Annotated in this window: 22 protein-coding genes and 1 tRNA gene; 17 read left to right on the top strand and 6 right to left on the bottom strand. The window is 69.6% G+C overall.

Translation table 11 applies throughout. The annotated features are described in order from the left end of the window. Window positions 1-57: 57 nt before the first annotated feature. Window positions 58-699: a TetR family transcriptional regulator gene (locus tag ACFY16_RS06905; RefSeq protein ID WP_390646003.1), complete on the bottom strand. Its 642-nt coding sequence runs from the start codon at window positions 697-699 to the stop codon at window positions 58-60. Between the two features lie 93 nt (window positions 700-792). Between ACFY16_RS06905 and ACFY16_RS06900 the strand changes: the two genes are divergently transcribed. Together ACFY16_RS06900 and ACFY16_RS06895 are read left to right on the top strand one after the other, a co-directional pair. Beyond that, complete coding sequence (locus ACFY16_RS06900; protein WP_390646002.1) at window positions 793-2,409, top strand: MFS transporter; 1,617 nt, start codon at window positions 793-795, stop codon at window positions 2,407-2,409. Between the two features lie 284 nt (window positions 2,410-2,693). Next, complete coding sequence (locus tag ACFY16_RS06895; protein WP_390646001.1) at window positions 2,694-3,002, top strand: small hydrophobic protein; 309 nt, start codon at window positions 2,694-2,696, stop codon at window positions 3,000-3,002. A 91-nt stretch (window positions 3,003-3,093) separates the two neighbouring features. Here the strand turns inward: ACFY16_RS06895 and ACFY16_RS06890 are convergent, their stop codons facing one another. Together ACFY16_RS06890 and aceE are read right to left on the bottom strand one after the other, a co-directional pair. After that, window positions 3,094-3,858, bottom strand: a complete 765-nt coding sequence (locus ACFY16_RS06890) for a potassium channel family protein (RefSeq protein WP_390646000.1) — start codon at window positions 3,856-3,858, stop codon at window positions 3,094-3,096. 78 nt (window positions 3,859-3,936) lie between these two features. Beyond that, entirely contained in the window at window positions 3,937-6,669 is a 2,733-nt protein-coding gene (aceE, locus tag ACFY16_RS06885) for a pyruvate dehydrogenase (acetyl-transferring), homodimeric type (protein WP_390645999.1), read from the bottom strand. 363 nt (window positions 6,670-7,032) lie between these two features. On the opposite strand from aceE, the gene ACFY16_RS06880 reads away from it, so the two are divergent. From ACFY16_RS06880 to ACFY16_RS06855, 6 genes are all read left to right on the top strand, one after another. Then, complete coding sequence (locus ACFY16_RS06880; RefSeq protein ID WP_351147379.1) at window positions 7,033-7,470, top strand: DUF3052 domain-containing protein; 438 nt, start codon at window positions 7,033-7,035, stop codon at window positions 7,468-7,470. Window positions 7,471-7,644: 174 nt separating this feature from the next. Then, the gene (locus ACFY16_RS06875; RefSeq protein WP_390645998.1) at window positions 7,645-8,103 is read left to right on the top strand and encodes a peroxiredoxin; all 459 of its coding nucleotides are present in this window, start codon (window positions 7,645-7,647) and stop codon (window positions 8,101-8,103) included. Between the two features lie 112 nt (window positions 8,104-8,215). Beyond that, entirely contained in the window at window positions 8,216-8,791 is a 576-nt protein-coding gene (locus ACFY16_RS06870; RefSeq protein WP_390645997.1) for a TerD family protein, read from the top strand. 183 nt (window positions 8,792-8,974) lie between these two features. Further along, a complete protein-coding gene (locus ACFY16_RS06865; RefSeq protein ID WP_390645996.1) occupies window positions 8,975-9,550 on the top strand; it encodes a TerD family protein in 576 nt (191 codons plus the stop codon). Window positions 9,551-9,711: 161 nt separating this feature from the next. Further along, the gene (locus tag ACFY16_RS06860; RefSeq protein ID WP_390645995.1) at window positions 9,712-10,857 is read left to right on the top strand and encodes a DUF475 domain-containing protein; all 1,146 of its coding nucleotides are present in this window, start codon (window positions 9,712-9,714) and stop codon (window positions 10,855-10,857) included. 107 nt (window positions 10,858-10,964) lie between these two features. Next, window positions 10,965-11,702 carry a Tellurium resistance gene (locus ACFY16_RS06855; protein ID WP_390645994.1) on the top strand — a complete coding sequence of 246 codons (738 nt, stop codon included), beginning with the start codon at window positions 10,965-10,967 and terminating at the stop codon, window positions 11,700-11,702. A gap of 126 nt (window positions 11,703-11,828) precedes the next feature. On the opposite strand, the gene ACFY16_RS06850 is transcribed toward ACFY16_RS06855, so the two are convergent. After that, complete coding sequence (locus ACFY16_RS06850) at window positions 11,829-12,659, bottom strand: TerD family protein (protein ID WP_390645993.1); 831 nt, start codon at window positions 12,657-12,659, stop codon at window positions 11,829-11,831. Window positions 12,660-12,896: 237 nt separating this feature from the next. Between ACFY16_RS06850 and ACFY16_RS06845 the strand changes: the two genes are divergently transcribed. The 3 genes from ACFY16_RS06845 to ACFY16_RS06835 all read left to right on the top strand — a co-directional run bounded on the left by ACFY16_RS06845 (window position 12,897) and on the right by ACFY16_RS06835 (window position 17,413). Then, complete coding sequence (locus ACFY16_RS06845) at window positions 12,897-14,063, top strand: HpcH/HpaI aldolase/citrate lyase family protein (RefSeq protein ID WP_390645992.1); 1,167 nt, start codon at window positions 12,897-12,899, stop codon at window positions 14,061-14,063. Window positions 14,064-14,147: 84 nt separating this feature from the next. Then, the gene (locus ACFY16_RS06840; protein ID WP_390645991.1) at window positions 14,148-16,595 is read left to right on the top strand and encodes a phosphoribosyltransferase; all 2,448 of its coding nucleotides are present in this window, start codon (window positions 14,148-14,150) and stop codon (window positions 16,593-16,595) included. Next, window positions 16,595-17,413 (top strand): HAD family hydrolase, encoded by an 819-nt coding sequence (locus ACFY16_RS06835; protein WP_390645990.1) that lies wholly within the window; start codon window positions 16,595-16,597, stop codon window positions 17,411-17,413. Before ACFY16_RS06840 ends, ACFY16_RS06835 begins: the two co-directional genes overlap by 1 nt. Before the next feature lie 19 nt (window positions 17,414-17,432). Here the strand turns inward: ACFY16_RS06835 and ACFY16_RS06830 are convergent, their stop codons facing one another. Then, the gene (locus ACFY16_RS06830) at window positions 17,433-17,651 is read right to left on the bottom strand and encodes a zinc ribbon domain-containing protein (RefSeq protein ID WP_390645989.1); all 219 of its coding nucleotides are present in this window, start codon (window positions 17,649-17,651) and stop codon (window positions 17,433-17,435) included. Window positions 17,652-18,069: 418 nt separating this feature from the next. Between ACFY16_RS06830 and ACFY16_RS06825 the strand changes: the two genes are divergently transcribed. The 3 genes from ACFY16_RS06825 (at window position 18,070) to ACFY16_RS06815 (ending at window position 22,961) form a co-directional block, all read left to right on the top strand. After that, complete coding sequence (locus tag ACFY16_RS06825) at window positions 18,070-20,313, top strand: transglycosylase domain-containing protein (RefSeq protein WP_390645988.1); 2,244 nt, start codon at window positions 18,070-18,072, stop codon at window positions 20,311-20,313. A gap of 52 nt (window positions 20,314-20,365) precedes the next feature. Next, on the top strand, window positions 20,366-21,646 hold the full coding sequence (locus ACFY16_RS06820) for a hypothetical protein (protein WP_390645987.1): 1,281 nt from the start codon (window positions 20,366-20,368) through the stop codon (window positions 21,644-21,646). Between the two features lie 154 nt (window positions 21,647-21,800). After that, the gene (locus ACFY16_RS06815) at window positions 21,801-22,961 is read left to right on the top strand and encodes an amidase domain-containing protein (RefSeq protein WP_390645986.1); all 1,161 of its coding nucleotides are present in this window, start codon (window positions 21,801-21,803) and stop codon (window positions 22,959-22,961) included. An 87-nt stretch (window positions 22,962-23,048) separates the two neighbouring features. Here the strand turns inward: ACFY16_RS06815 and ACFY16_RS06810 are convergent, their stop codons facing one another. After that, window positions 23,049-24,431, bottom strand: a complete 1,383-nt coding sequence (locus tag ACFY16_RS06810) for a hypothetical protein (protein ID WP_390645985.1) — start codon at window positions 24,429-24,431, stop codon at window positions 23,049-23,051. A 284-nt stretch (window positions 24,432-24,715) separates the two neighbouring features. Here ACFY16_RS06810 and ACFY16_RS06805 point away from each other — a divergent pair. The 3 genes from ACFY16_RS06805 (at window position 24,716) to ACFY16_RS06795 (ending at window position 26,012) form a co-directional block, all read left to right on the top strand. Next, window positions 24,716-24,790 (top strand) — tRNA-Val (locus tag ACFY16_RS06805). A gap of 89 nt (window positions 24,791-24,879) precedes the next feature. Next, the gene (locus ACFY16_RS06800; protein WP_390645984.1) at window positions 24,880-25,305 is read left to right on the top strand and encodes a DUF6153 family protein; all 426 of its coding nucleotides are present in this window, start codon (window positions 24,880-24,882) and stop codon (window positions 25,303-25,305) included. A 77-nt stretch (window positions 25,306-25,382) separates the two neighbouring features. After that, window positions 25,383-26,012 (top strand): DUF305 domain-containing protein, encoded by a 630-nt coding sequence (locus ACFY16_RS06795; protein ID WP_390645983.1) that lies wholly within the window; start codon window positions 25,383-25,385, stop codon window positions 26,010-26,012. The last annotated feature ends 2 nt before the right edge of the window (window positions 26,013-26,014 follow it).

Raw genomic sequence — 26,014 nt, 5'->3', positions numbered from 1 at the left:
AACCGAGTGACAGGGATCACGTTTCGATGAACGTGACGATGACCTCAGACGATGGAATCAGGGGGCGCGCCAGTGCCCGGTGAGCGCCGGTCCGACCTGATCGAGGTACGCGGCGGTCAACTCCCTGATCGCCTCCGGGCTGAAGTCCGCACCCGTGCTCCACTGACGTTCCGTCACCCGTATCACCCCGCCGAAGACGGCCACCGCGAGGCGCGGCCGCGGATCGGCGTCCACGTCGAGACCCTCGCGCTCGGCGAGCACGCGCGCGATCTTCTCCTCCGTCTCCACGGAGCGGCGCAGATGGGCGGCGAGCAGGGCGGGCGTCGACTCGATCGTCCGGTACATGCGCACGTACAGCTCGACGGGGGCGACGGCCGCGATGGCCTCGCTGAGGGTGTCCCAGCCGTCGAGGACGGCCTTGCGCATGGCCTCCATCGGGGCCTCGTGCGGCGGCCGCGCGCCCACCAGCGCGACGAAGTGCGCCTCCACCATCTTCTGGACGGCGAACGCGGCCTCCTCCTTGCCGGCGAAGTAGCGGAAGAAGGTGCGCTGCGAGACGTCGACGGACGCGGCGATCTCGTCGACGGTGGTCTCCTCGTACCCACGCGTGGTGAACAGTTCCAGGGCGGCCCGCAGCAGCGCGCCCCGGGTGCGCCGCTTCTTGCGCTCGCGCAGCCCCGGTGCCGTCGCCGTGTCCATGGGTGACTCCTGTCTGTTCGGTGCGGGGCGTGACAGTTACCGACTTGTGAACTCGATTGTCAATTGTCAGCGGCTGTCACTAGCGTGGGGCGCATGACTAGTCAGACCATCGACACGACGGGGCCGGGGGACAAGGCGCCTGCAGCCCCGTCGGACGTGCCGCCGGCCAAGGGGCTGCGCGGCCACCCGTGGTTCACCCTCATAACCGTCGCTGTGGGCGTCATGATGGTGGCCCTCGACGGCACCATCGTGGCCATCGCCAACCCGGCGATCCAGAAGGACCTCGGCGCCACCTTCGCCCAGGTCCAGTGGATCACCAACGGTTACTTCCTCGCCCTCGCGGTCTCCCTGATCACCGCGGGCAAGCTCGGTGACCGTTTCGGCCACCGGCAGACCTTCCTGATCGGCGTGGTCGGCTTCGCCGCCGCCTCGGGCGCCATCGGCCTGTCCGACAGCATCGCGCTCGTCGTCACCTTCCGCGTCTTCCAGGGCCTGTTCGGCGCGCTGCTGATGCCGGCCGCGCTCGGCCTGCTGCGGGCCACCTTCCCGGCCGAGAAGCTCAACATGGCCATCGGCATCTGGGGCATGGTCATCGGTGCCTCCACGGCGGGGGGCCCGATCCTCGGCGGTGTGCTCGTCGAGCACGTCAGCTGGCAGTCGGTGTTCTTCATCAACGTGCCGGTCGGCATCGTCGCCCTCGTCCTGGGCGTCCTGATCCTGCTCGACCACCGCGCCGAGAACGCCCCGCGCTCCTTCGACATCCTGGGCATCGCGCTGCTCTCCGGTGCGATGTTCTGCCTGGTCTGGGCCCTGATCAAGGCGCCGGCGTGGGGCTGGGGCGACGGAAGGACATGGGCCTTCATCCTCGGCTCCGTCGTGCTCTTCACGGCGTTCGCCGTCTGGGAGACGAAGGTCAAGGAACCCCTCATCCCGCTGGCGCTGTTCCGCTCGGTCCCGCTGTCGGCGGGCGTGGTCCTGATGGTCCTGATGGCCATCGCCTTCATGGGCGGCCTGTTCTTCGTGACGTTCTACCTGCAGAACGTGCACGGCATGAGCCCGATCGACGCCGGCCTGCACCTGCTGCCGCTCACCGGCATGATGATCGTCGGCTCGCCGCTGGCCGGCGCGATGATCACCAAGCTGGGCCCGCGCATCCCGCTGGCCGGCGGCATGGCGGCCACCGCGCTCGCCATGTACGGCATGTCCACGCTGGAGACGGACACCGGCAGCGCCGCCATGTCCCTCTGGTTCGCCCTGCTGGGCCTCGGCCTCGCGCCGGTCATGGTCGGCGCCACGGAGGTCATCGTCGGCAACGCCGCGATGGAGCTCTCCGGTGTCGCCGGCGGCCTCCAGCAGGCGGCGATGCAGATCGGCGGCAGCCTCGGCACGGCCGTCCTCGGCGCCGTGATGGCGTCCAAGGTCGACAGCGACCTCCCGGCCAACTGGAAGGACGCCGGGCTTCCGCAGCTCACCCCGACCCAGCTGGACCAGGCCTCCGAGGCGGTCCAGGTCGGTGTGGCGCCGGTGGCCAAGGGCACCCCGGAGGCGATCGCCGCGAAGATCACGGACGTCGCGCACGACACCTTCATCTCCGGCATGAGCCTGGCGTCCCTCGTCGCCGCCGGCGTGGCGGTGGTGGCGGTCTTCGTCGCCCTGCTCACCAAGCGCGGTGAGAACGCGGAGGCGGGCGCGGGAGCGGCGCACATCTAGCGGAACTCTGACGGGATTTCAACTTGGGTCCCCTATCAGGGTGACAACGCTCAAGATCCCTGTCCACCGGTACGCGCCGCACGTCACAGTGGGTCAAGCCCTCCGGTACGGCATGTTCCACAGGCAAGTTCGTACACCACGGAGGGAGGCCCGGGCTGCGGCGCGCTGCCGGAGGGGGACAGCGCGCCGAGGCCCGTGGGCCGAGGACTTGAAGCCCGTATCGGGGGTACTCGCACCACCGGACCCCGACACACAACCAACTCACCCCGGGGTTCTGGGAGTTGATGATGGCGGGCTTCGGACACGGAACGCGCAGGTACCCCCGCTCACGTGGCCGGATGGGGTCACGGACCGGGCCGGATCGCGCAACGCTCGGAATCATCGGAGTCATCTGCGCGGTCGCCGGCTTCTTCGTGCTGGGGATCATCCTCGGCCCCGCGGCGATCGTCTGCGGCTGGCTCGCCATGGGCCGCACCTTGTCGGGCACCCGCCCGATCCCGGCCCTGATCGCCTTCGTACTGGGGTCGATAGACACCCTGCTGGCGATCATCTGGCTGGCAGGAGCGGCAGGTCCGGGCAACGGCCTGCTGTAACCGGCACAGCCGCTGGGGGAGGGTGGGCGCGGGCGCACCCCGCAGGCGCAGGGTTGCGCGCCCCACCCCCGCCCCGGCGCCGGTCAGCAGGTCAGCGGGGCTGCTCCTCCCCGACCCTCTCCGGCAAGCCCCCCGCACGGGCCAACTCCGCGACCTCCTCCCGAAGCGCGCGGACCTCCTCCGCCAGCTTCTCGATCGCCTCCGTCTGCCGCCGCTCCTCCACATCGTCCTTCTCGAACCGCGCGATGAACCAGGCGGCGATGTTCGCGGTCACCACACCCAGCAGGGCGATCCCGGACAGCATCAGCCCCACGGCCAGCATCCGCCCCAGTCCGGTGGTCGGCGCGTGGTCCCCGTATCCGACGGTCGTCATCGTCGTGAAGGACCACCACACCGCGTCACCCAGCGTCCGGATGTTCCCGTTCGGCGACTCCCGCTCCACCGACAGCACGGCCAACGACCCGAACATCAGCAGCCCGACGACCGCCCCGGCGACGTACGTCGTCAGCCGGATCTGCGAGGCCATCCGCGCCCGCCGCCCCACCAGCGTCAGCGTCGCCACCAGCCGCAGCAGCCGCAGCGGCTGGAGAATCGGCAGCACCACCGCGCACAGGTCCAGCCAGTGTGTGCGGACGAACTCCCGGCGGTGCGGCGCTGTCGCGAGCCGCACCAGATAGTCGGCGGCGAACGCCCCCCACACCACCCATTCGGTCATCGTGCACGCGGCCGTCAGCGAGTGCCCGGCCGAACTGTCCACGATCGGCACGGCGTAGGCGACGGCGAACAGCACGGCGAGGGCCAGCAGCGGCCGTTGGGTGCGCTGCTCCCAGCGGGCTTGCGCCGATTGTTCCTGCATGACCGCATCGTAAGGAACGCGCAAAGGGCGGCGGGACCACGAGCCCCGCCGCCCTTCACCCGCTCAGGCCGCGCCGCGCTACGCGTCGCCTCCGGCCGCCCCCGGATCCGCCGCCGCGACGTCGAGCAGCTGGTACCGGTCGATGGCCTGCTTCAGGACCGACCGGTCGACCTTGCCCTCGCGCGCCAGCTCGGTCAGCACCCCCACCACGATCGACTGCGCGTCGATGTGGAAGAACCGCCGGGCCGCGCCACGGGTGTCCGCGAAGCCGAACCCGTCGGCGCCGAGCGACTGGTACGTCCCCGGCACCCACCGGGCGATCTGGTCCGGAACCGAGCGCATCCAGTCGGAAACCGCCACGAACGGTCCCTCGGCCACGCTCAGCTTCTGCGTCACATACGGCACGCGCTGCTCCTCCTCCGGGTGCAGCAGGTTGTGCCGCTCGACCTCCACGGCCTCGCGCCGCAGCTCGTTCCAGGAGGTCGCCGACCAGACGTCGGCGCGTACGTTCCACTCCTCGGCCAGGAACCGCTGCGCCTCCAGCGCCCACGGAACGGCCACGCCCGACGCGATGATCTGCGCCGGAACAGAGCCCGCCGAGCCGACGGCGACGCGGTGGATGCCCTTGACGATGCCGTCCACGTCGACGTCCGACGGCTCGGCCGGGTGCTGGATGGGCTCGTTGTAGACGGTGAGGTAGTAGAAGACGTCCTCACTGTCCGGGCCGTACATCCGGCGCAGACCGTCCTGCACGATGTGCGCGATCTCGTACCCGTACGCCGGGTCGTAGGCGACACAGCCGGGGTTCGTCGAGGCGAGCAGCTGTGAGTGGCCGTCCGCGTGCTGGAGCCCCTCGCCGGTCAGGGTCGTGCGTCCGGCGGTCGCGCCCAGGACGAAACCGCGTGCCATCTGGTCGGCCATCTGCCAGAACTGGTCGCCGGTGCGCTGGAAACCGAACATCGAGTAGAAGACGTAGACCGGGATGAGCGGCTCGCCGTGTGTGGCGTAGGCCGAGCCGGCGGCGATCAGTGACGCCGTGCAGCCCGCCTCGGAGATGCCGTCGTGCAGCATCTGCCCGGTGGGCGACTCCTTGTAGGCCAGCAGCAGGTCGCGGTCCACCGACTCGTACTGCTGCCCGAGCGGGTTGTAGATCTTCGCGCTCGGGAAGAAGGAGTCCATGCCGAACGTGCGGTACTCGTCCGGTGCGATCAGTACGAATCGCCTGCCGATCTCCTTGTCCCGCATGAGGTCCTTCAGCAGTCGCACAAACGCCATGGTCGTGGCGATCGACTGCTGACCGGAGCCCTTCTTCACGGTCGCGTACGTCTTGTCGTCCGGCAGGGCCAGCGGCTTCGCGCGCACGACACGCGTCGGGACGTACCCGCCGAGCCCCTTGCGCCGGTCGTGCATGTACTGGATCTCCTCCGAGTCGCGACCCGGGTGGTAGTACGGCGGCAGGCCGGACTCCAGCTCCTTGTCGGAGATCGGCAGGTGCAGGCGGTCCCGGAAGCCCTTGAGGTCGGCGACCGTCAGCTTCTTCATCTGGTGCGTGGCGTTGCGGCCCTCGAAGTTCGGGCCCAGCGTCCAGCCCTTGATGGTCTTCGCGAGGATGACCGTGGGCTGGCCCTCGTGCTCGACGGCGGTCTTGAAGGCGGCGTAGATCTTCCGGTGGTCGTGACCGCCGCGGCCCAGGTGCAGGATCTGGTCGTCGGTCATGTTCTCGACCATCGCGCGCAGCCGCTGGTCGTCCCCGAAGAAGTGCTCGCGGATGTACGCGCCGGACTCGGTCGCGTACGTCTGGAACTGGCCGTCCGGGGTCCTGTTCATCTTGTTGACGAGGATGCCGTCGCGGTCCTGGGCGAGCAGCGGGTCCCACGTCCGGTCCCAGATCAGCTTGATCACGTTCCAGCCGGCGCCGCGGAAGACCGACTCCAGCTCCTGGATGACCTTGCCGTTGCCGCGCACCGGGCCGTCGAGCCGCTGGAGGTTGCAGTTGACGACGAAGGTCAGGTTGTCCAGGCCCTCGCGCGCGGCGATGGTCAGCTGGCCCAGCGACTCCGGCTCGTCCATCTCGCCGTCGCCGAGGAACGCCCACACGTGCGACCTGGAGGTGTCGGCGATCCCGCGCGCGTGCATGTAGCGGTTCATGCGGGCCTGGTAGATCGCGCCGATCGGGCCCAGGCCCATCGACACGGTCGGGAACTCCCAGAAGTCCGGCATCAGCCGTGGGTGCGGGTACGAGGACAACCCGTACGGCGCCTTCGACTTCTCCTGACGGAACGCGTCGAGGTTCTGGTCGCTCAGGCGGTCCAGCAGGTACGCGCGCGCGTAGATGCCCGGGGAGGCGTGGCCCTGGAAGAAGACCTGGTCACCGCCGTCGCCCTCGTCCTTGCCGCGGAAGAAGTGGTTGAAGCCGACGTCGTAGAGCGAGGCGGAGGAGGCGAAGGTGGCGATGTGGCCGCCGACGCCGATGCCCGGCCGCTGGGCGCGCGAGACCATCACGGCCGCGTTCCAGCGGGTCGCGTTGAGGATCCTGCGCTCGATCTCCTCGTTGCCCGGGAAGAAGGGCTCGGCCCTGGTGGGGATGGTGTTGACGTAGTCCGTGCTGCGCATCTCCGGCACGGCCACGCGCTTCTCGCGGGCCCGCTCGATCAGCCGGAGCATGAGGTACCGGGCACGCTCCCGGCCGCGCTCGTCGATGGCCGCGTCCAGGGAGTCGAGCCACTCCTGGGTCTCTTCGGGATCGAAGTCAGGAACCTGACTCGGAAGGCCGCCAATGATGATCGGGTTTCGATCGGATCCGGAAGCCACGCTGTTCCTTACCTGTCAGAGGGCTGTTTTTGCTGTTCTTTCCCGGGTTCTCGATATCTCTGCACCGTCCCCCATCGTGTACCTCGGGGAGAGAAACGTCATCTCTACTCAGAGGTAACCCGGATCTGCGTCCGCCTCATCGGATTCCCAAACGGACAAAGGGGGCACAAGGGTGTGGTGTGGGTCACTCTCGGCCGCGACGGCGTGCCTGGAGTTGGGGCGACACGGCCCGGATCGTCACCGTTTCGGCGGTCTGAACCGCCGGGTACTTGCGCGATCCGCCCCGCCCGTGTGGACTACGGCCAATGCTTCGCGCACGCGCGTGGCTGAGATATTCACCAAGACATGATCAGGAGGCAACCCGTGAGCGCGACCGCGGACCACGCGGAGGAGCGGACGAACCCTGCCGTCAGGCTGGGGTTCCAGCCCGAGCAGGTGGTCCAGGAGATCGGCTACGACGACGACGTAGACCAGGAACTCCGCGAGGCCATTGAAGAAGTAGTCGGCAGCGACCTGGTGGACGAGGACTACGACGACGTAGCCGATGCCGTGGTGCTGTGGTTCCGCGACGAGGACGGCGACCTGACCGATGTACTGGTGGACGCCACCACGTACATCGAAGAGGGCGGTGCGATCCTGCTTCTCACGCCGAAGACCGGACGTGATGGCTACGTGGAGCCGAGCGACATCTCGGAAGCCGCGACGACGGCGGGGCTGTCGGCCTCCAAGAGCGTCAGCGTGGGCAAGGACTGGATCGGCAGTCGGCTGCTGACCCCGAAGGCGGCCAAGACCAAGAAGTAAGTCCCGCTCCCACCCCCCCCGGACGGGCTGACGGTCAAGGTCAGCCCGTCCGCAGGCCTGTCGTGCGTGCTGCGTAGGGTGTGCTCAGCGTTCGGTGTTCTCAGCGTTCGCAGATTTCTCAGCGTTGTTCTCAGCGCTCTCACCCGAGCAGCCCACCGAGAGGGAAGCACGACGATGGCGATCCAGGTCGGCGACAAGGCCCCCGATTTCGAGCTCAAGGACAACCACGGCGCGACCGTGAAGCTCTCCGACTTCCACGGCAGCAAGAACGTGGTCCTGCTCTTCTACCCCTTCGCCTTCACCGGCGTCTGCACCGGCGAGCTGTGCGAGCTGCGTGACAACCTGCCGCAGTTCTCCGAGCGCGACACCCAGCTCCTCGCCGTGTCCAACGACTCCATCCACACCCTGCGCGTCTTCGCCGAGCAGGAGGGCCTGGAGTACCCGCTGCTCTCCGACTTCTGGCCGCACGGCGAGGTCTCGCGCGCCTACGGCGTCTTCGCCGAGGACAAGGGTTGCGCGGTGCGCGGCACCTTCGTCATCGACAAGGAGGGCGTCGTGCGCTGGACCGTCATCAACGCCCTGCCGGACGCGCGTGACCTGAACGAGTACGTCAAGGCGCTCGACACCCTGTGATTCTTCAGCTCCAGGGCCTGCGGGGGGCGGGAACCCGTTACTAGGATCGACTCGTTGATCCGATGTCACAGCACGACGGGGCACCCCGCCCCTGGACACCAATGGAGGACTCGTGGGAGTCAGCCTCAGCAAGGGCGGCAACGTTTCCCTGACCAAGGAGGCCCCGGGCCTGACCGCGGTCATCGTGGGCCTGGGGTGGGACGTACGCACCACCACCGGTACCGACTTCGACCTGGACGCCAGCGCACTGCTGCTGGACACGTCGGGCAAGGTCGGCAATGACGCCAACTTCGTCTTCTTCAACAACCTCAAGAGCCCGGACGGCTCGGTCGAGCACACCGGCGACAACCTCACCGGTGAGGGCGAGGGCGACGACGAGCAGATCAAGGTCAACCTCGCCGGCGTCCCGGCCGACGTCGACAAGATCGTCTTCCCGGTCTCGATCTACGACGCCGAGAACCGCCAGCAGTCCTTCGGCCAGGTACGCAACGCGTTCATCCGCGTGGTGAACCAGGCCGGCGGCGCCGAGATCGCGCGGTACGACCTCTCCGAGGACGCCTCGACGGAGACCGCCATGGTCTTCGGCGAGCTGTACCGCAACGGCCCGGAGTGGAAGTTCCGTGCCATCGGTCAGGGCTACGCCTCGGGCCTGCGCGGCATCGCGCAGGACTTCGGCGTCAACGTCTGAGACACGACCGACGTCTCAGGCCTGACCGACGCCTCGGAGGCGACCGACGTCAAAGGCGTGACCGACGTCCGAGACGCCGACCGACCTCAAAGGCGTCAGACCCGTCCGGCGCCGCACCGTTTACGGGTGGCGCCGGACGCGCAGGACAACCGAAGAAGCACCACCTAGGGGAGGACCAGCATCATGGGCGTCACGCTCGCCAAGGGGGGCAACGTCTCCCTGTCCAAGGCCGCGCCGAACCTCACGCAGGTGATGATCGGGCTCGGTTGGGACGCGCGCTCCACCACCGGAGCCCCCTTCGATCTGGATGCCAGCGCGCTGCTGTGCAAGGACGGACGGGTGCTGGGCGACGAGTGGTTCGTCTTCTACAACCAGCTCAAGAGCCCGGACGGCTCCGTGGAGCACACCGGCGACAACCTCACCGGTGAGGGCGAGGGCGACGACGAGTCGATCCTTGTGGACCTCTCCAAGGTGCCCGCCCAGTGCGACAAGATCACCTTCCCCGTCTCCATCCACATGGCCGACGAGCGCGGCCAGACCTTCGGCCAGGTCAGCAATGCCTTCATTCGCGTCGTCAACCAGGCCGACGGCCAGGAACTCGCCCGCTACGACCTCAGCGAGGACGCTTCCACGGAAACGGCGATGATCTTCGGCGAGGTGTACCGGTACCAGGGCGAGTGGAAGTTCCGAGCCGTGGGACAGGGGTACGCGTCGGGTCTGCGAGGCATCGCTCTGGACTTCGGGGTCAACGTTTCGTGAAGGCACGTGGCTAGCTGCCGGACCCCTCGGACCTGCGATTCTCCGGGCGCCTGGGCCCGACCATGCTGCCCGGAGTCCCCTGCATCTAGACTCTGTGGTCAACACTTCGTAAAGCCGAGTACGGCGCGGGGGAGACCCGTACACACAGGATTGGGTAGCCAGTGCTTCTGAAAACCTTCGGCTGGTCGTTCGCGATTACCGCGCTCGGCCTGGTCGCAGCGGTCTTCTACGGGGGGTGGGAGGCCTTCGGCATCGTGGCGATCCTTTCCATCCTCGAGATCTCGCTGTCGTTCGACAACGCGGTGGTCAACGCCGGAATCCTGAAGAAGATGAATGCCTTCTGGCAGAAGATCTTCCTCACGGTCGGTGTGCTGATCGCCGTCTTCGGCATGCGGCTGGTCTTCCCCGTCGTCATCGTCGCCATCAGTGCCAAGATCGGTCCGATCGACGCGGTCGACCTCGCGCTCAACAACAAGGACCGCTACCAGGAGCTCGTCACCGACGCCCACCCGGCGATCGCCGCCTTCGGTGGCATGTTCCTGCTCATGATCTTCCTCGACTTCATCTTCGAGGACCGGGACGTCCAGTGGCTGCGCTGGATCGAGCGGCCGCTGGCCAAGCTCGGCAAGGTCGACATGCTGTCGGTCTGCATCGCCCTGATCGTCCTGCTGATCACCTCCTTCACCTTCGCGACCCACGCCCACCAGCACGGTGGCACGCACGTCGACAAGGCGCAGACGGTGCTGATCTCCGGCATCGCGGGCCTGATCACCTACATGGTGGTCGGCGGCCTCTCCGGCTTCTTCGAGGACAAGCTCGAGGAAGAGGAGGAGCGCGAGCACGAGGAAGAGGAGGAGGCCGAGCGGACCGGCAAGAAGAAGCCGGCCATCGTCCTCGCGGGCCAGGCCGCGTTCTTCATGTTCCTCTACCTCGAGGTCCTGGACGCGTCCTTCTCCTTCGACGGTGTGATCGGTGCCTTCGCCATCACCAACGACATCGTGCTGATGGCGCTGGGTCTGGGTATCGGCGCCATGTACGTCCGCTCGCTGACCGTGTACCTGGTCCGCCAGGGCACCCTCGACGACTATGTCTACCTCGAGCACGGCGCCCACTACGCGATCGGCGCGCTCGCCGTGCTCCTCATGATCACCATCCAGTACGAGATCAACGAGGTCATCACCGGCCTCGTCGGCGTCGTCCTGATCGGCTGGTCCTTCTGGTCCTCCGTACGCCGCAACCGGGCACTGGCAGCGGCCGAGGGAAAAGCGGGCTCGGACGAGAAGGCTGAAGTCTCGTCCGGGGTGTGATCACCAGCTGAGTGAGGAACGCTCAGTGCGGGGCGGCCGGCGAGGACGTGTCCTCCGGCCGCCCCGTCGGCTTTTCGAGTGAACGTGAAGGTGGGGGTGGGGGCGGCATGGGCTTCTTCGACGGGCTGTGGCGTGGGCGTGAGGCCGACTTCGACTCGGGCAGCGCGGCCAGCAACGCGATCGAACTGACCAAACGGCACCACCAGGTCTCCCTCACCAAGCAGGGCGCGGCCACCGGCAACCTGCGCATCAACCTGACCTGGCGGATGCGGACCTCCGACATCGGCGGTTCCCAGCGGGAGAGCCTGCTGCGGCACCCCTTGAAGGCCCTCAGGCCGGCTGAAGTGATCGGTCACAGCCAGAGCATGGTCAACGTGGACCTCGACCTCGGCTGCCTCTACGAGCTCAAGGACGGCACCAAGGGCGTGGTCCAGCCCCTCGGCGGCTACCTCGGCGACGTCAACGCGCCGCCGTACGTGAAACTCAGCGGCGACGACCGCTTCGGCTCGGCGTCCGGCGAGACGGTCTACGTCAACCTCGACCACCGGGACGACATCAAACGCCTCCTGGTGTTCGTGTACATCTACGACCAGACCCCCGCCTTTGACCGCACCCACGCCATCGTCACCCTGTACCCGAGCAACGGCCCGCGCATCGAGGTCGGCCTCGACGAACGCCACCCCCAGGCCCGCTCCTGCGCGGTCGTGATGATCGAGAACGTCAAGGACGAGCTCATCGTCCGCCGCGAGGTGAAGTTCGTGTACGGCTTCCAGGCGGAGCTCGACCGGCTGTACGGGTGGGGGTTGCAGTGGGGGCGGGGCTACAAGACGAAGGCCGAGCGCTGACCGGCGAGCCCTCCGAGCCCCTGCTGCCTCGAGGGCGCGGGGCTGTGTCGACATGCGGCTCCGCCGCGTGGGCACGGCCGGCCCCCACCGGCCCGCGGGTTCGTCATCGCGCTTCCAGCGCAGCGCTCAGCGCCCGATGAACTGCGGCCCCTGCGGCGGCAGCCGGAACTCCGTCGCGGGGGCCGCGGCCACCGGCTGCGGGTATCCGTACGCCGGCTGGCTGGTCGGCTGCGGATAGCCGTACGCGGGCTGGCTGGTCGGCTGCGGGTACCCGTAGGCCGGCTGGGTCGCCGCGGGCGGCTGTGGGTAGCCGTACGCCGGCTGAACGGGGGCGCCCGTCGGCTGCTCCGGGGGCAGCGGCTGGGACGTGGTGGGCGGCGTCGGCTGGACCGCCTGCGACTCCTCCACCGCCTCCGCCTCGTCCACCGAGATGCCGAAGTCGGTCGCGAGGCCCTTCAGCCCGTTCGAGTAGCCCTCGCCCAGCGCCCGGAACTTCCAGCCCTCCCCGCGCCGGTAGAGCTCACCGCAGATCAGCGCGGTCTCCTCGCCCGTCTCCGGCTTGACGTCGAAATGCGCCAGCGGTTCCCCGTCGGCGACCGAGGCGTCGTACAGCAGGATGCGCAGTGACCGTACGCGGTCGAAGGTGACGCCGTCCGCCGAAGCGACCAGCAGAATCTGACCGACGCCGGACTCGACACCGGCGAGATCTGTCTGGATCGTATCCGTGAGGCCCTCGGCGACCCGCTTCTTGCCGAGCCGCCAGACCTTCCCGGAGGGGTGCCGGGGCTGGTTGTAGAAGACGAAGTCCTCGTCGGAGCGCACACGACCGTCGGGGCCGAGGAGCAGCGCGGAGGCGTCGACATCCGGGACCCCCTGCCCGGGCGTCCAGCGCAGCACGGCGCGCACCGTCGTGACCTCGACCGGGACGTTCGACCCCTTCAGCATCGCGTGCGTCATGCGGTCATCCTGCCCTCTCGGTCCTGACCACGACAATGCGGGGTGGACCCCCGGCACGGTGACCAGCACGGTGACCGAGTGTGTTTGTCAGCGTTACCTGAACTTCACGCCCGGAGGGAACCTCCGACATGGATCCCTACGTACTATTACCGGCCACCTCTAGACACTTCACAGACACATTCACAGGCACATTGACCGGCACATACACACCACGTTCCGTCACCACGGGGGAGTTCAATGCGTCATTTCGGGCATATCGCCCCTGAGGTGCGGCAGCACCTCTTCCACCAGGAGCCGTGCGAGTTCACCACGGACTCCCCGGCCCGGCTGCTCTCCGCGGCCCTGGGCGCCACGCTCTACAGCCCGGCCACCCGGCCGCAGCTGGCCGACGACATCGTCAAGCAGGCCGGTCGGGGCGTGGTCTCGATGGTGCTGTGCCTGGAGGATTCGATCGACGACGCGGACGTCGAGCACGGTGAGGAGAACCTCGTCCGTCAGTTCGCGGACCTGGACGCCCGCACCGGCACCGACCTCCCGCTGCTGTTCATCCGGGTCCGTACCCCCGAGCAGATCCCCGATCTGGTCCGACGCCTCGGCCCCACCGTCCGGCGGCTGTCCGGGTTCGTCATGCCGAAGTTCACCGAGGAGCGCGGCATCCCCTTCCTGGAGGCGCTGTCCACGGCGGAGACGGCGAGCGGCCGGCGTCTGTTCGCGATGCCGGTGCTGGAGTCGCCCGAGCTGCTGTACCGCGAGTCGCGCGTCGACACCCTGGAGGGCATCGCCCGCGCCGTCGACAAGTACCGCGACCGGGTGCTCGCGCTGCGCCTGGGCGTGACCGACTTCTGCTCCTCCTACGGCCTGCGCCGGGCCCCCGACATGACGGCGTACGACGTCCAGATCGTCGCCTCCGTGATCGCCGACGTGGTGAACATGCTGGGCCGCGCCGACGGCACCGGCTTCACGGTGACCGGGCCGGTGTGGGAGTACTTCCGCGTCCCGGAGCGCATGTTCAAGCCGATGCTGCGGCACAGCCCCTTCCTGGAGGGACAGGCCGTCGAGCTGCGCGAGATACTGATAGAGCACGCGATGGACGGGCTGCTGCGGGAGATCTCCCTGGACCACGCCAACGGCCTGCTCGGCAAGACCTGCATCCACCCCTCCCACGTGCCGGCCGTGCACGCGCTGTCCGTCGTCAGCCACGAGGAGTTCAGCGACGCGGCCGACATCCTGCGGCCCGAGCGCGGTGGCGGGGGTGTACTGAGGTCGGCGTACACGAACAAGATGAACGAGGTGAAGCCGCATCGCGCCTGGGCCGAGCGGACCATGCTGCGCGCGGAGGTCTTCGGCGTCGCGAACGAGGACGTCAGCTTCGTGGACCTGCTCGCCGCCGCCATCCCCGGCTGAACCGGCCGAAGAAACCCGCCGCAGAACCGGCCGAAGAAACGCGCCGAAGAACCCGTCGAAGAGCCGGCTACACACAAGGGACGTATGAACAACGCAGTGAACAACGGGGTCTGGTCCGGGACCTGGGTCGCCCAGCGGCTCGGGCTCGAACTCGAGGGCGACGACAAGCTGAGCGACCTGCTGGGGCTGGCACTGCGCCGCAACCCCAAGCGCGCCCATCTGCTGGTGTCGAACGTCCTCGGCAAGCACGTACCGCAGTCGCCGTCCGTGGTCTACGGCTACGGCTTCGCCCTCGGCCGCCGGGTGCGCGACCTGCTCGGCGCCGAGGAGGCGGGCAAGGCGGTCGTCCTCGGTTACGCGGAGACCGCCACCGGCCTCGGCCACTCCGTCGCCGACGGCCTGGGCCTCGCGCCCTACCTGCACTCCACCCGCCGCCCGGTCCCCGGCGTGGCCCAGGCGGGCGGCTTCGAGGAGTCCCACTCGCACGCCACCTCCCACCTGCTGCTCCCCGAGGACCCGGCGCTGCTCGTCGGCGACGGCCCGCTGGTCCTGGTCGACGACGAGTTCTCCACCGGCAACACGGTCCTCAACACCATCCGGGACCTGCACGGGCGGTATCCGCGCGGACGGTACGTCGTCGTCGCGCTCGTCGACATGCGCTCGGCGGCCGACGCGGCCCGCCTGGCGGACTTCGCTCGGGAGATCGGCGCCCGGGTGGACCTGGTGGCGGCCGCCTCGGGGACCGTACGGCTGCCGGAGGGTGTGCTGGAGAAGGGGCAGGAGCTGGTCGCCCGGCACGAGTCGGCCGCGGTGCCCGCACAGCGCTCGTACGGCCGGATCCAGCGCGTCGACCTGCTCTGGCCGGCGGGTCTGCCGGACGGCGGCCGGCACGGCTTCACGCCCCGGCACCGTATGCGCCTGGAAGCCGCTCTGCCCGCGATGGCGGCCCGCCTCGCCGAGGCGATACCCGGCGACGCACGGCGCGTCCTCGTCCTCGGCTTCGAGGAGCTGATGTACGCACCGCTGAGGCTGGCCCGCGAGCTCGAACAGGTCGTCGCCGCCGAGGTGCGCTACTCCACCACCACCCGCTCGCCCGTCCTGGCGGTCGACGACCCCGGCTACGCGATACGCAGCCGTCTGGTCTTCCCCGCCCACGACGACCCGGCCGACGGCGCCGGTGAGCGCTACGCCTACAACGTCGCCGGCGCCGGCTTCGACGCCGTCGTGGCGGTCGTGGACTCGGTCGCCGACACGGCGGAGCTGCACGCGCCGGGCGGCCTCCTCGCCCAGCTCGCCGCGCACGCCCCGCACGTCCTGCTCGCGGTCGTGCCCTCGTACGTTCCCGTACCGCTGTACGTACCCGAAAGGCCCGCCATGCTGCCCGAGCCCCTTCGCGGCCCCGCCTTCTCCTCGTACGCGCCCGAGGAGGTCGGCTGGCTGCTCCAGGACCTCTCGGACGTGACGCTGGAGGCGCCGACCGAGGAGCGCGAGGAGGCCATCCAGAGCGGCGGCGCCCACTACGCCGAGTCGCTGCCGGTGGAGTACCAGCCGAGCGAGCAGTACCAGGAGCTGTTCCACGCCGCCCTGGAGACCTCGGCGGCCCGCATCGCGCAGGCCGTCGGCGTGGTCACCGAGACGGTGATCGCCGAGCGCTCGCCGCGCCCGGTGCTGGTCTCGCTGGCCCGCGCGGGCACGCCGGTCGGCGTCCTGATGCGCCGCTGGGCCCAGTACCGGCACGGCCTCGACCTGCCGCACTACGCCGTGTCGATCGTGCGCGGCCGGGGCATCGACGCCAACGCGCTGCGCTGGCTGGCCGCCCACCACGACCCGTCCGACGTGGTCTTCGTCGACGGCTGGACCGGCAAGGGCGCCATCACCCGCGAACTCGCCGACGCTGTCGAGGAGTTCGAGGAGTCCGACGGCATCACCGGCTTCGACCCGGAGATCGCGGTCCTGGCCGACCCGGGCTCGTGCGTGCGTACGTACGGCACCCGGGAGGACTTCCTCATCCCCTCCGCATGCCTCAACTCGACGGTGTCGGGCCTGATCTCGCGGACGGTGCTGCGCGCGGACCTGGTGGGACCGCACGACTTCCACGGCGCCAAGTTCTACCGCGAACTCGCGGGCACCGACGTCTCGGTGGACTTCCTCGACGCGGTCGCCGCGCGCTTCGGCGAGGTCGCGGACGCGGTGGACGCGGCGGCCAAGGAGCTGCTGTCCACCGACCGCACCCCCACCTGGGAGGGCTGGGCGGCCGTCGAGCGGATCAGCGAGGAGTACGGCATCCACGACGTGAACCTCGTCAAGCCCGGCGTCGGCGAGACCACCCGGGTGCTGTTGCGCCGGGTGCCGTGGAAGATCCTGGCCCGGGCCGGGGCGGGCGCCGACCTCGACCACGTACGCCTGCTGGCGGAGCAGCGGGGGGTTCCCGTCGAGGAGGTCGGCGAACTTCCCTACACCTGCGTGGGGTTGATCCACCCCAAGTACACGCGCGGTGCGACGGGTGCCGACGGCAAGGCGGTGGCCCTCTGATGCCGGTACTGGTGGCGAGTGACCTCGACCGTACGCTCATCTACTCCGCGGCGGCCCTGGCGCTGACCATGCCCGACGCGCGGGCACCGCGGCTGCTGTGCGTGGAGGTGCACGAGAGCAGGCCGCTGTCGTACATGACGGAGACGGCGGCCGGACTGCTCACGGACCTGGGCGACGCGGCGGTGTTCGTGCCGACCACCACCCGGACGCGCAAGCAGTACCTGCGCATCAACCTGCCGGGCCCGGCACCGACGTACGCGATCTGCGCCAACGGCGGGCATCTGCTGGTGGACGGCGTGTCCGACCCGGACTGGCACGCGCGGGTGACCGCGCGGCTGGCCGACGAGTGCGCGCCGCTGGCGGAGATCCAGGAGTATCTGGCGCGCACGGCGGACCCGCTCTGGCTGCGCAAGCAGCGGGTCGCCGAGGACCTGTTCGCCTACCTGGTCGTGGAGCGCGAGCTGCTGCCCGAGGAGTGGGTGAAGGAGCTCGCGGCCTGGGCGGAGAACCTCGGCTGGACGGTGTCGTTGCAGGGCCGCAAGATCTACGCGGTGCCGAAGCCGCTCACCAAGAGCGCGGCCGTGCGGGAGATCGCCCGGCGCACGGGCGCCGACCTCACCCTCGCGGCCGGCGACTCCCTGCTGGACGCGGACCTGCTGCTCGTCGCGGACCAGGGCTGGCGCCCGGGGCACGGCGAACTGGCGGACGCGAGCTGGACGGCCCCGGCGATCACGGCGCTGCCCGAGCGGGGCGTGCTGGCGGGCGAGCGCATCCTGCGGGAGTTCCTGCGCGTGTCGCGGCCCTCGCACCGGTCCTAGGACCTGTCCGAGACGTACGTCAGCCGCAGCAGCCCCCGCCGCAGCACCCGCCCCCGCCGCTCGTCCTGGGCGCCGGGGCCGGGGCGCCGGCGGAGCCGCCCACCGCGACGGTTGAGAGAAGTTTCACTGTGTCATCGTGTCCGGCCGGGCAGCTCGCCGGCGCGGAGGACTCGGCCATGGGACGGCTGAGTTCGAAGGTGTCGCCGCAGGTCCGGCAGCGGTACTCGTAGCGAGGCATGCGCCCAGGCTAACGGGCGGGACCGTTAACGCGAGCTCTTAGTTTGCTGTGCGATCGCTTCTGTCCGTTTCTCATGCGGAGAATTTGCAAAGATCGCTGGTAATTTGTCAGAGCCGCGATGAGCCGCAGGACCTAGACCCGGTCCTGGTCCGGCAACACAGGGGGATCGCAGCCGCTTACGCGGCAGCTGTGTCGACCCGCGCGAGCACCACGGAGTGCGGAGGGAGACGCAGTCGTGACCGAGGATGGGCAGGGGGCGGAGGGCCGGGGGGACGGCCGTCGCCCACACGGTCGCCGCGCGGCGCCGAAACGTTCCCGTCGGCGCGGTACGGAGGGTGAGGCACCGGCCGAGGAACCCCTGCCGTCGGACGAAACCATGCAACTCCGGTTCGCGCCGCCTCCGCTGTCGGACGAAACCATGCAACTCCGGTTCGAGCCACCCCCGCTGTCGGACGAAACCATGCAACTCCGGTTCGAGCCGCCCCCGCCCGCGGACGCCACCATGGAACTGCGGGTGGTCCAGTCCTCGGAGCCGCCCGCCCGGCCCACCGAACGCCGCATGACCCTGCCGGCCTCCGCCTTCGCACGCCTCACCGCCGTCGCAGGGCCACTCCTGGCCTCACTCGGCCGGCTCCTGGCTCCGTTGGGCCGGCTCCTGGCCCCGCTCGGCCGGCTCCTGGCTCCCCTCGGCCGTCGCCTGGCGCCGTACACCCGTCGCCTGGCGCCGTACGCCCGCAGACTCAGGCCGCAGTACCCGCGCCCCGGCCGCACCGACTGGCGCCGCTGGATACCCTCCTGGCGGCAGTCGGTGGGCGCCGCGCTGTCGGCCGTGGGCCTGACCGGCGCTTTCCTGGCCGTCGCCTACGCCGCCACCGACATACCGCAGAACCTGAACAGCTACGCCACTCAGCAGGACAACGTCTTCTTCTGGTCCGACGGGACGCCCATGGCCCGCACCGGCTGGGTGCAGCGGCAGGACATGCCCCTGAAGGACATACCCGAGGACGTCCGCTGGGCCGTGGTGGCGGCGGAGAACGCGAGCTTCTACTCCGACCCGGGCATCTCCGTCTCCGGCATCGGGCGGGCCCTGTGGAACACGGTCGGCGAGGGGGACACCCAGGGCGGTTCCACCATCACCCAGCAGTACGTCAAGAACGTCTACCTGAACCAGAACCGGACGGTCAGCCGCAAGCTCACCGAGGCGATGATCGCCCTCAAGCTCGACAACCGGATGAGCAAGGACAAGATCCTCGAGGGCTACCTCAACACCAGCTGGTTCGGCCGCGGCACCTACGGCATCCAGCGCGCCGCCCAGGCCTACTACGGCAAGGAGGTCGGCGAGCTCAACGTCAGCGAGGCCGCCTTCCTCGCCTCCCTGCTCAAAGGCGCCGGCCTGTTCGACCCGTCGCTGAGCCACGCCAACCACGCGCGTGCCGTGGAGCGCTGGGGCTGGATCCTCGACCGCATGGTGGACATCGGCAAGCTGTCGTCCACCGAGCGGGCCAAGTACAAGAAGTTCCCCGAGCCGCTGAAGCAGTCCCGGACCTTCGACACCGGCAACCAGAGCGACTACCTGGTGGAACTGGCCGAGCAGTACGCCAAGAAGGCAGCCGGCATCTCGGACAAGGACTTCGACCTGGGCGGCTACCAGATCTACACGACCTTCGACCGCAAGCGGGAGACCGCGCTCACCGACGCCGTCGCCAAGGCCCGCAAGCAGGCGAAGCAGGACGACCCCGGCGCCGCGAAGACCGCGCACTACGGCGCGTCGTCGGTCGCCGCCGACGGCCGGATCCTCGCCGTCTACGGCGGCCCCGACCACCGTACGCAGGGCTACAACGAGTCCAACGCCACCACGGTCCCGGCCGGCTCGGCCTTCACCCCCTTCGTCTACGCCGCCGGTCTGGAGAACGGCGTCCGCAAGACCCGCGACGGCTCCACGACCCCGGTCGCCGCCGAGTCGCTCTACGACGGCGACGACGGCGTGCCCGTCACCACGCCGGAGGGGCCCTACTGGGACCGCAGCGGCAAGAAGGTCTCCGCCCACAACGACGGCAAGAAGTCCTACGGGCAGATCAGCCTGCACCAGGCGCTCGCCGAATCCGTCAACACACCCTTCATGCAGCTCGGCATGGACACCGGCCTGGACACGGTGCGCAGCACCGCGGAGGCGGCCGGCCTGCTCTCCTCGAGCTTCGGCGCGCAGGTGCCCGCGCTGTCCCTGGGCAACTCCACGCCCAGCGCGATCCGCATGGCGAGCGGGTACGGGACGTTCGCCGCGGCGGGCACGCACGTCGAGCCGTACTCGGTGAGCCGGATCACCCGCAACGGCTCCGAGGTCGTGCTGAAGAAGCCCGCGTCCCGGCGCGCGGTGAGCGCGAAGGTGGCTGAGGAGGTCCAGTCCGCGCTCACGGACGCCTTCCGCGAAGCCCGTCCCACGGTCGCCGCCTCCGCGCAGGTCGCGGGGAAGATCGGCACCACCCAGGACGACACCGCCCTCTGGTACGTCGGCACCGCCGAGTCCGTGTCGACCGCCGTCGTGGTCTACCGCATCGATCTGACCAAGAGCCTCGAACCACTGCCGCTGAAGGGGATCGCGGGCACGGTCGCCGACAGCGTCCCGTACGACATCTGGTCGGGCGCCATGAGTCCGCTCGGCTGACCTCGGCACCGGGCATCCGCACCCCCCACCCCCCTCGGAGAATGAGCCGCGCATGAATGCACCGTCCGGCCGCCGCCGCAGAGGCCGCGCCCCGCGCCGCACCGCCCGCCCCGGGTTCCTCACCCTGGCGGTCCTGCTGGTCGCGGCGTCCCTGGTCGCGGGCTACCTGGTCCTGACCCGCTCGGACAGCACCGCCCCGACGGCGTCCTCCGGGTCCGGGGGCGGCAAGGCGGCGACGCCCAAGGTGAGCGAGTCCCCGTGGGACGGCAAGACGAAGGTGCTCGGGGACGGCTCCACCTCGTACACCGGCCCGCAGACCGGCCAGTTGAAGGCGGAGCCGCTCAAAACGGGCGAGAAACCTCCCCAGTTCGTCGTCTTCTCCTGGGACGGCGCCCTCCAGGGCGATGACGAGCTCTTCTCGCACTACCGGGAGCTGGCCAAGGAGTACAACGCCCACATGACGTTCTTCCTCACGGGCATCTATCTGCTGCCCAAGAGCAAGAAGAACCTCTACAACCCCCCGCAGCACTCCCAGGGTTCGGCCGCGATCAGCTACCCCACCGACGAGCACATCCGCACCACGCTGGAACAGCTCGGCAAGGCCTGGGAGGAGGGCAACGAGATCGGCACCCACTTCAACGGCCACTTCTGCGGCGGCAAGGGCGGCGGCGACTGGAGCGTCGAGGAGTGGAAGAGCGAGATCGACCAGTTCTACTCCTTCGTGGAGAACTGGAAGACCAACACCGGCTACAAGGACATCGCCCCGCTGCCCTTCGACTTCAAGAAGGAGGTCGCCGGCGGCCGCGCCCCCTGCCTCGAGGGCCAGGCGAACCTGCTGAAGGCCATCAAGAGCTACGGCTGGACCTACGACGCCAGTTCGGCCGGCGACTTCCAGATATGGCCCGCGAAGAAGAACGGCATCTGGGACTTCCCGCTCCAGGCGCTCCCGTACGACGGCGGCTCCTACCAGGGCCTGTCCATGGACTTCAACTTCCTGGCCAACCAGTCCGACGGCGAGCCCGAGGGCGACCCCGCCAAGTACGGCGAGTGGCAACAGGAGACCACCGACGCCTACATGAACGGTTTCAACCGGGTGTACTACGGCAGCCGGGCCCCGCTGTTCATCGGCAACCACTTCGAGGAGTGGAACGGCGGCATCTACATGAAGGCCATCGACGACGTCATCAAGAACGTGTGCACCAAGAAGGACGTCAAGTGCGTGTCCTTCAAGGAGCTCGCCGACTGGATGGACGTGCAGTCGCCCGCCACGCTGGAGCGGCTGAGCAGCCTGGACCCGGCGCAGTCACCGGACTGGTCGACGGTGGTGAAGTGACGGCCGTGACAGCGACCGTGGCGCCCACCGTGGCGAAGTAACCAAACCTCAACCGTATCCCCCTTCACAGGAAGCACACACGGCGTGCGAAGATTCCGTCCCCCGGCGTCCCCAGTGCCGGGGTAGAGGGGAAACATCAGTGAAGTCAAGGAAATTGAGCCGCACGCGCCGCCGCGCCACCATATTCGGGGCGGCCGCCGCCTCGGTCGTCGCCGGTGTGGCGCTGCTGCCCAACTGGAGCGCCGGCGCCGCGGTCGTCGACGACCCCACGGTGGACGCCAAGACGAAGGCCACCTTCCAGCGGCTCGCGGACGCGGTCTTCACCGACCGTACGGACGCCCTGGTCGACGGCGAACAGGGCGACCGCGCGAAGCCGTTGACCAACGGCTTCTCCGGGGACGTCCGGCTGTCCTCCGCGCAGGCCCGCACCGAGGACGCCGCCCTGTCCACGCTGGACCACCGCAAGGACCGTCTCGCGAAGCTCGGCGAGAAGTACAGCAAGGCCGGCACGACCGTCACCCTGGACGCCACGAGCGTCAAGGGCCGCAAGGCCAAGGTCGCGGTCACCGAGACCACGACCCTCACCTACGAGAAGGTCCGCGGTGGCGAGCCGAAGACCACCGGCTTCCAGGCCCACCACGAGTTGACGTTCACCGCCGACCGCCAGGGCGACTGGCAGCTGACCGGCATCCGCGACACCGACCAGGGCGGCCTCGCGGTCAACGCGGTGGCCAAGCCCTCCGTCAAGGCGACCACCGCCGACGACACCATGCCGTCGGCTCCGCGCGCGGCGACCACGAAGCCGGCTCCGGCCAATCCCAAGACGCTCACCGGCACCGCCCTGGACTACAAGGCCATGGCGACGTACGCGGAGAAGTACTGGAGCACCTACAACAAGGACTACCCGGACTACAACGGGCACGGGGCCGGCGGCGACTGCACCAACTTCGTCAGCCAGTCCCTGAAGGCGGGCGGCTGGAAGCACGTCCCCGGCTACGTGTACGACTACACGAAGTGGTTCGGCAACGCCGACATCCAGTCGGACTCGTTCGTCGGAGTCAACGAGTGGTCCTGGTTCGCCCAGAACTCCAAGCGGACCACCAGCCTCGCCAACGTCTACCAGCTGGACGTCGGTGACGTGCTCCAGATGGACTTCGACAAGGACGGGTCCAAGGACCACACGATGATCGTCACCTACCGCAGCCCGCAGGGCGTGCCGTACGTGACGTACCACTCGAACAACACCTACCGCCGCTCGGTGGCGAGCCTCGTCGCCGCGTACCCGAACGCCGCGTACTACGCCTACCGCACCTGATTCGCCCGCTCCCGCCGGGCCGCTCCGCGCGGCCCGGTCGGGATGGGCGCCGGCACGGGTTGTCGTGCCTGCCGGACTCGGGGCCACTCAGTGGCCCGAGCCGCGTTCCTCCCGGATCTGCGAGACCACCCGCGCCACCGACTGCCGGACCGCTTCCGTCTCCGTCAGGAAGTGCCAGTAGTCCGGGTGGCGGCCCTCCAGCGTGCCGATCGCCCGCTCCAGACGGGCCACCGAGTCGTCCAGCGGCCGCGCGTGCCGGGGATCCGGCGTGGTACGCCCCGACATGGCCAGCCGCTGCGCGTCCCGGATCGCGAACCGGGTCCGCTCGATCTCCCGCTGCGGGTCCTTCTGCACGGCGTTCAGCCGCGTCAGCCGGTCACCGGCCGCCGACACGGCCTCGTCGGTGGTGTTCAGCAGCGCCCGCACGGTGGACAGCAACGCGGTGGCGTCCGGCCAGCGCTGCGCCTCCCGCGCGGCCTGCGCCTCCTTCAGCTTCACCTCGGCCTGCCGTACGTTCTCCACGGCCTGCTCCGGCACGCGCTGGAGGTCCTGCCAGCACGCGGCCGAGAACCGCCGCCGCAGCTCGCTCAGCACCGGGTCGACCTGCCCGGCACGGGTGGTCAGGGCCTGTGCCCGGGTCCGCAGCGACACCAGCCGGTGATCGATCTCGGCGGCCTTCTCCGGCAGCCGCCCGGCCTCCGCGCGGATCGCCTCGGCCTCCCGGGAGACCCGCTCGGCCCGCTCCAGCGTCTGCGGGACGCCGTGCTGCCCGGCGCCCTGGTTCAGCCGCGTCAGCTCCGGCCCGAGAGCGGCGAGCCGGGCGGCCAGGTCGTCCGCCCTCAGCCCGGCCTCCCGTACGCCGTCCAGGGCGTTCGAGGCGCCCAGCAGCGCCTGTCGGGCCCGCTCGACGGCGGGCGCGAGCCGGGCCAGCTGGGTCTCGGCCTTCCCGAGCAGCGGCCCGAGCCCGTCCGTGAACCGGTCCAACTCCTGCTTGACGCGGTCGAGTTCGTCCTTGGCCCGGGTCAGCTCGGTACGGGCCTGGGCGGCGGCGGACGCCTCCAGGTCGTCCCGGTCGAGGTCGTGCGAGTCGACGGCGCCGATGTACTGCCGGCTGGCTTCGTCGATCCGTCTGCCGATCGCCTCGAAGTCGGCGACCGCGCGCCGGGCGGCGGGGGAGTTGTCGACGGCGGTGATCGTCTCGATCGAGATCCGCAGATCGCGCTGGGCGGTGTCCAGTTCGTAGAACGCGGCCGCGGCGGCGTCCTTCGCGGCCTGCGCCTCCGCCCGCTGGTTCTCCGCCCGCCCGCCGAACCAGCGCCGGGTACCGCCGCCGGCGAACGCGGCGGGCAGCGCGAGGGCCACGACGAGCGGCAGGCCCATGAGGGTCAGCGTGTCCCGGAGCGCGCGTCCCACGGGATGGGGTGCACCCGGCACCGACGGCGAGTACGGCTGTCCTGGTGTCGCCGTCACATCCCTCTCCCGTGCTGTGATCCGCCCTGCCCGGTGTCATTCTCCCACCGGTTAAGGACGAACACACGGGCCGGTAAGTTCGCGGTCCGGAGCGTGACTTTCCCGTCGCCCGAGCGCGCGGACACGACAGGGGAGCTGTCGTCGTCCCGGGGTGCGCGGCTGAGCAGCGGTCCTGGACACAGGTCGCGTTCACGCTCAGTCTTCAGGATGGCTACGTTCTGCCCGGCTCTCGGTAAGAGTTTGCGGGGCAGGAGCTCGGACAATGTAGGCTGTCGGCTTGTCCCGGGTGCGTAGCTCAGGGGTAGAGCGCCTGCCTTACAAGCAGGATGTCGGCGGTTCGAAACCGTCCGCGCCCACCAGGACCGGCGTGAGCGTCGGTGTGAAGGCCCCCGCAGAGGCTGCGGGGGCCTTTCGCGTGTTGCGGACGGGCCCGTCCTAGGATGACCCCGTGATCCGTCCCGAGCACGTCCCGCGACCGCCCGTGCGGTGGTGGCGGGCGGTGTGCCTGCTGGGACTGCTGGCCGGGCTGCTGGGCATGCACGGGCTGGCGCCCGGTGGGGCGATGGCGGGGCATCCCCATGAGCGGCCCACAGCGGCCGCCGCTGCCGCTCCTGCCGCTTCTGCCGCTTCTGTCGCCGTGCACGGCGGCTGTTCCGGCGAGGGCGACGGGCACTGTGGTGGCGGACATGTCATTCACGCCGACGCGACCTGCGCCTCGGGTGCGGTGAGTGGTGGGCCGTCGCTGCCCGCTCTCGTTCCCGACCCGGTCGCCGTGCCCGTACGAGCGGATGCCCCGTGTCCGTACGCGGCTGCCGGCCCGCAGGGTGCCCGCGCGCCCCCTTCCCTGGCCGAACTGCAACTCCTGCGGATCTAGAGACACCCGCGCCACGTCACGACCTGACGTGGTGCTTCGGCGTGTCCAGAATCCCTTCCTCCCACAGGAGTTCAAGCATGAGCAGCACCCTCCGTACTCTGACGCGCCGGACGGCCCTCGCGGCCGCGACGGCCGTCGCCGGGCTCGTCCTCGCCGCCTGCGGCGGTGACGGCGGTGACAGCGGCGGCGGTCACGCGGGCCACGGCTCCGCGTCCGCGACCGCCACCGCGGGAGCGCACAACGCCCAGGACGTCACCTTTGCGCAGGGCATGATCCCGCACCACCAGCAGGCACTGGAGATGGCCGCCCTGGCCGCCGACCGGGCCTCGTCCGCGCAGGTCAAGGACCTCGCCGCGCGGATCGAGAAGGCGCAGGACCCGGAGATCACGACGATGACCGGCTGGCTGAAGGCCTGGGACGAGGACGTGTCCCCCTCCGGCATGCCGGGCATGCCGGGGATGACGAGCCATGACGGCATGGGTGGCATGACGGAAGGCGACATGGCGAAGCTGGAGAAGGCCTCCGGGGCGGACTTCGACTCCATGTTCCTGACCATGATGGTCGAGCACCACAAGGGCGCCGTTGAGATGGCCACGACCGAGAAGGACAAGGGTGCGTACGGCCCGGCGAAGGCTCTCGCCGACGACATCGTCAGCGCGCAGAACGCCGAGATCGAGGAGATGGACGAGCTCCTGCGCAAGGACTGACC

It is taken from the genome of Streptomyces sp. NPDC001315 (assembly GCF_042896175.1).
Lineage (GTDB): Bacteria > Actinomycetota > Actinomycetes > Streptomycetales > Streptomycetaceae > Streptomyces.
The sequence above is the reverse complement of the archived record's forward strand: the minus strand, read 5'-3'. Positions and strand labels throughout refer to the sequence as shown.

What these genes read in the sequence shown, in the direction of transcription:
- ACFY16_RS06905 (WP_390646003.1), bottom strand. Translation starts at nt 699, where the DNA reads ATGGACACGGCGACGGCACCGGGGCTGCGCGAGCGCAAGAAGCGGCGC.
- ACFY16_RS06900 (WP_390646002.1), top strand. Translation starts at nt 793, where the DNA reads ATGACTAGTCAGACCATCGACACGACGGGGCCGGGGGACAAGGCGCCT.
- ACFY16_RS06895 (WP_390646001.1), top strand. Translation starts at nt 2,694, where the DNA reads ATGATGGCGGGCTTCGGACACGGAACGCGCAGGTACCCCCGCTCACGT.
- ACFY16_RS06890 (WP_390646000.1), bottom strand. Translation starts at nt 3,858, where the DNA reads ATGCAGGAACAATCGGCGCAAGCCCGCTGGGAGCAGCGCACCCAACGG.
- ACFY16_RS06875 (WP_390645998.1), top strand. Translation starts at nt 7,645, where the DNA reads ATGGCGATCCAGGTCGGCGACAAGGCCCCCGATTTCGAGCTCAAGGAC.
- ACFY16_RS06865 (WP_390645996.1), top strand. Translation starts at nt 8,975, where the DNA reads ATGGGCGTCACGCTCGCCAAGGGGGGCAACGTCTCCCTGTCCAAGGCC.
- ACFY16_RS06855 (WP_390645994.1), top strand. Translation starts at nt 10,965, where the DNA reads ATGGGCTTCTTCGACGGGCTGTGGCGTGGGCGTGAGGCCGACTTCGAC.
- ACFY16_RS06850 (WP_390645993.1), bottom strand. Translation starts at nt 12,659, where the DNA reads ATGACGCACGCGATGCTGAAGGGGTCGAACGTCCCGGTCGAGGTCACG.
- ACFY16_RS06845 (WP_390645992.1), top strand. Translation starts at nt 12,897, where the DNA reads ATGCGTCATTTCGGGCATATCGCCCCTGAGGTGCGGCAGCACCTCTTC.
- ACFY16_RS06840 (WP_390645991.1), top strand. Translation starts at nt 14,148, where the DNA reads ATGAACAACGCAGTGAACAACGGGGTCTGGTCCGGGACCTGGGTCGCC.
- ACFY16_RS06835 (WP_390645990.1), top strand. Translation starts at nt 16,595, where the DNA reads ATGCCGGTACTGGTGGCGAGTGACCTCGACCGTACGCTCATCTACTCC.
- ACFY16_RS06830 (WP_390645989.1), bottom strand. Translation starts at nt 17,651, where the DNA reads ATGCCTCGCTACGAGTACCGCTGCCGGACCTGCGGCGACACCTTCGAA.
- ACFY16_RS06825 (WP_390645988.1), top strand. Translation starts at nt 18,070, where the DNA reads ATGCAACTCCGGTTCGAGCCACCCCCGCTGTCGGACGAAACCATGCAA.
- ACFY16_RS06820 (WP_390645987.1), top strand. Translation starts at nt 20,366, where the DNA reads ATGAATGCACCGTCCGGCCGCCGCCGCAGAGGCCGCGCCCCGCGCCGC.
- ACFY16_RS06795 (WP_390645983.1), top strand. Translation starts at nt 25,383, where the DNA reads ATGAGCAGCACCCTCCGTACTCTGACGCGCCGGACGGCCCTCGCGGCC.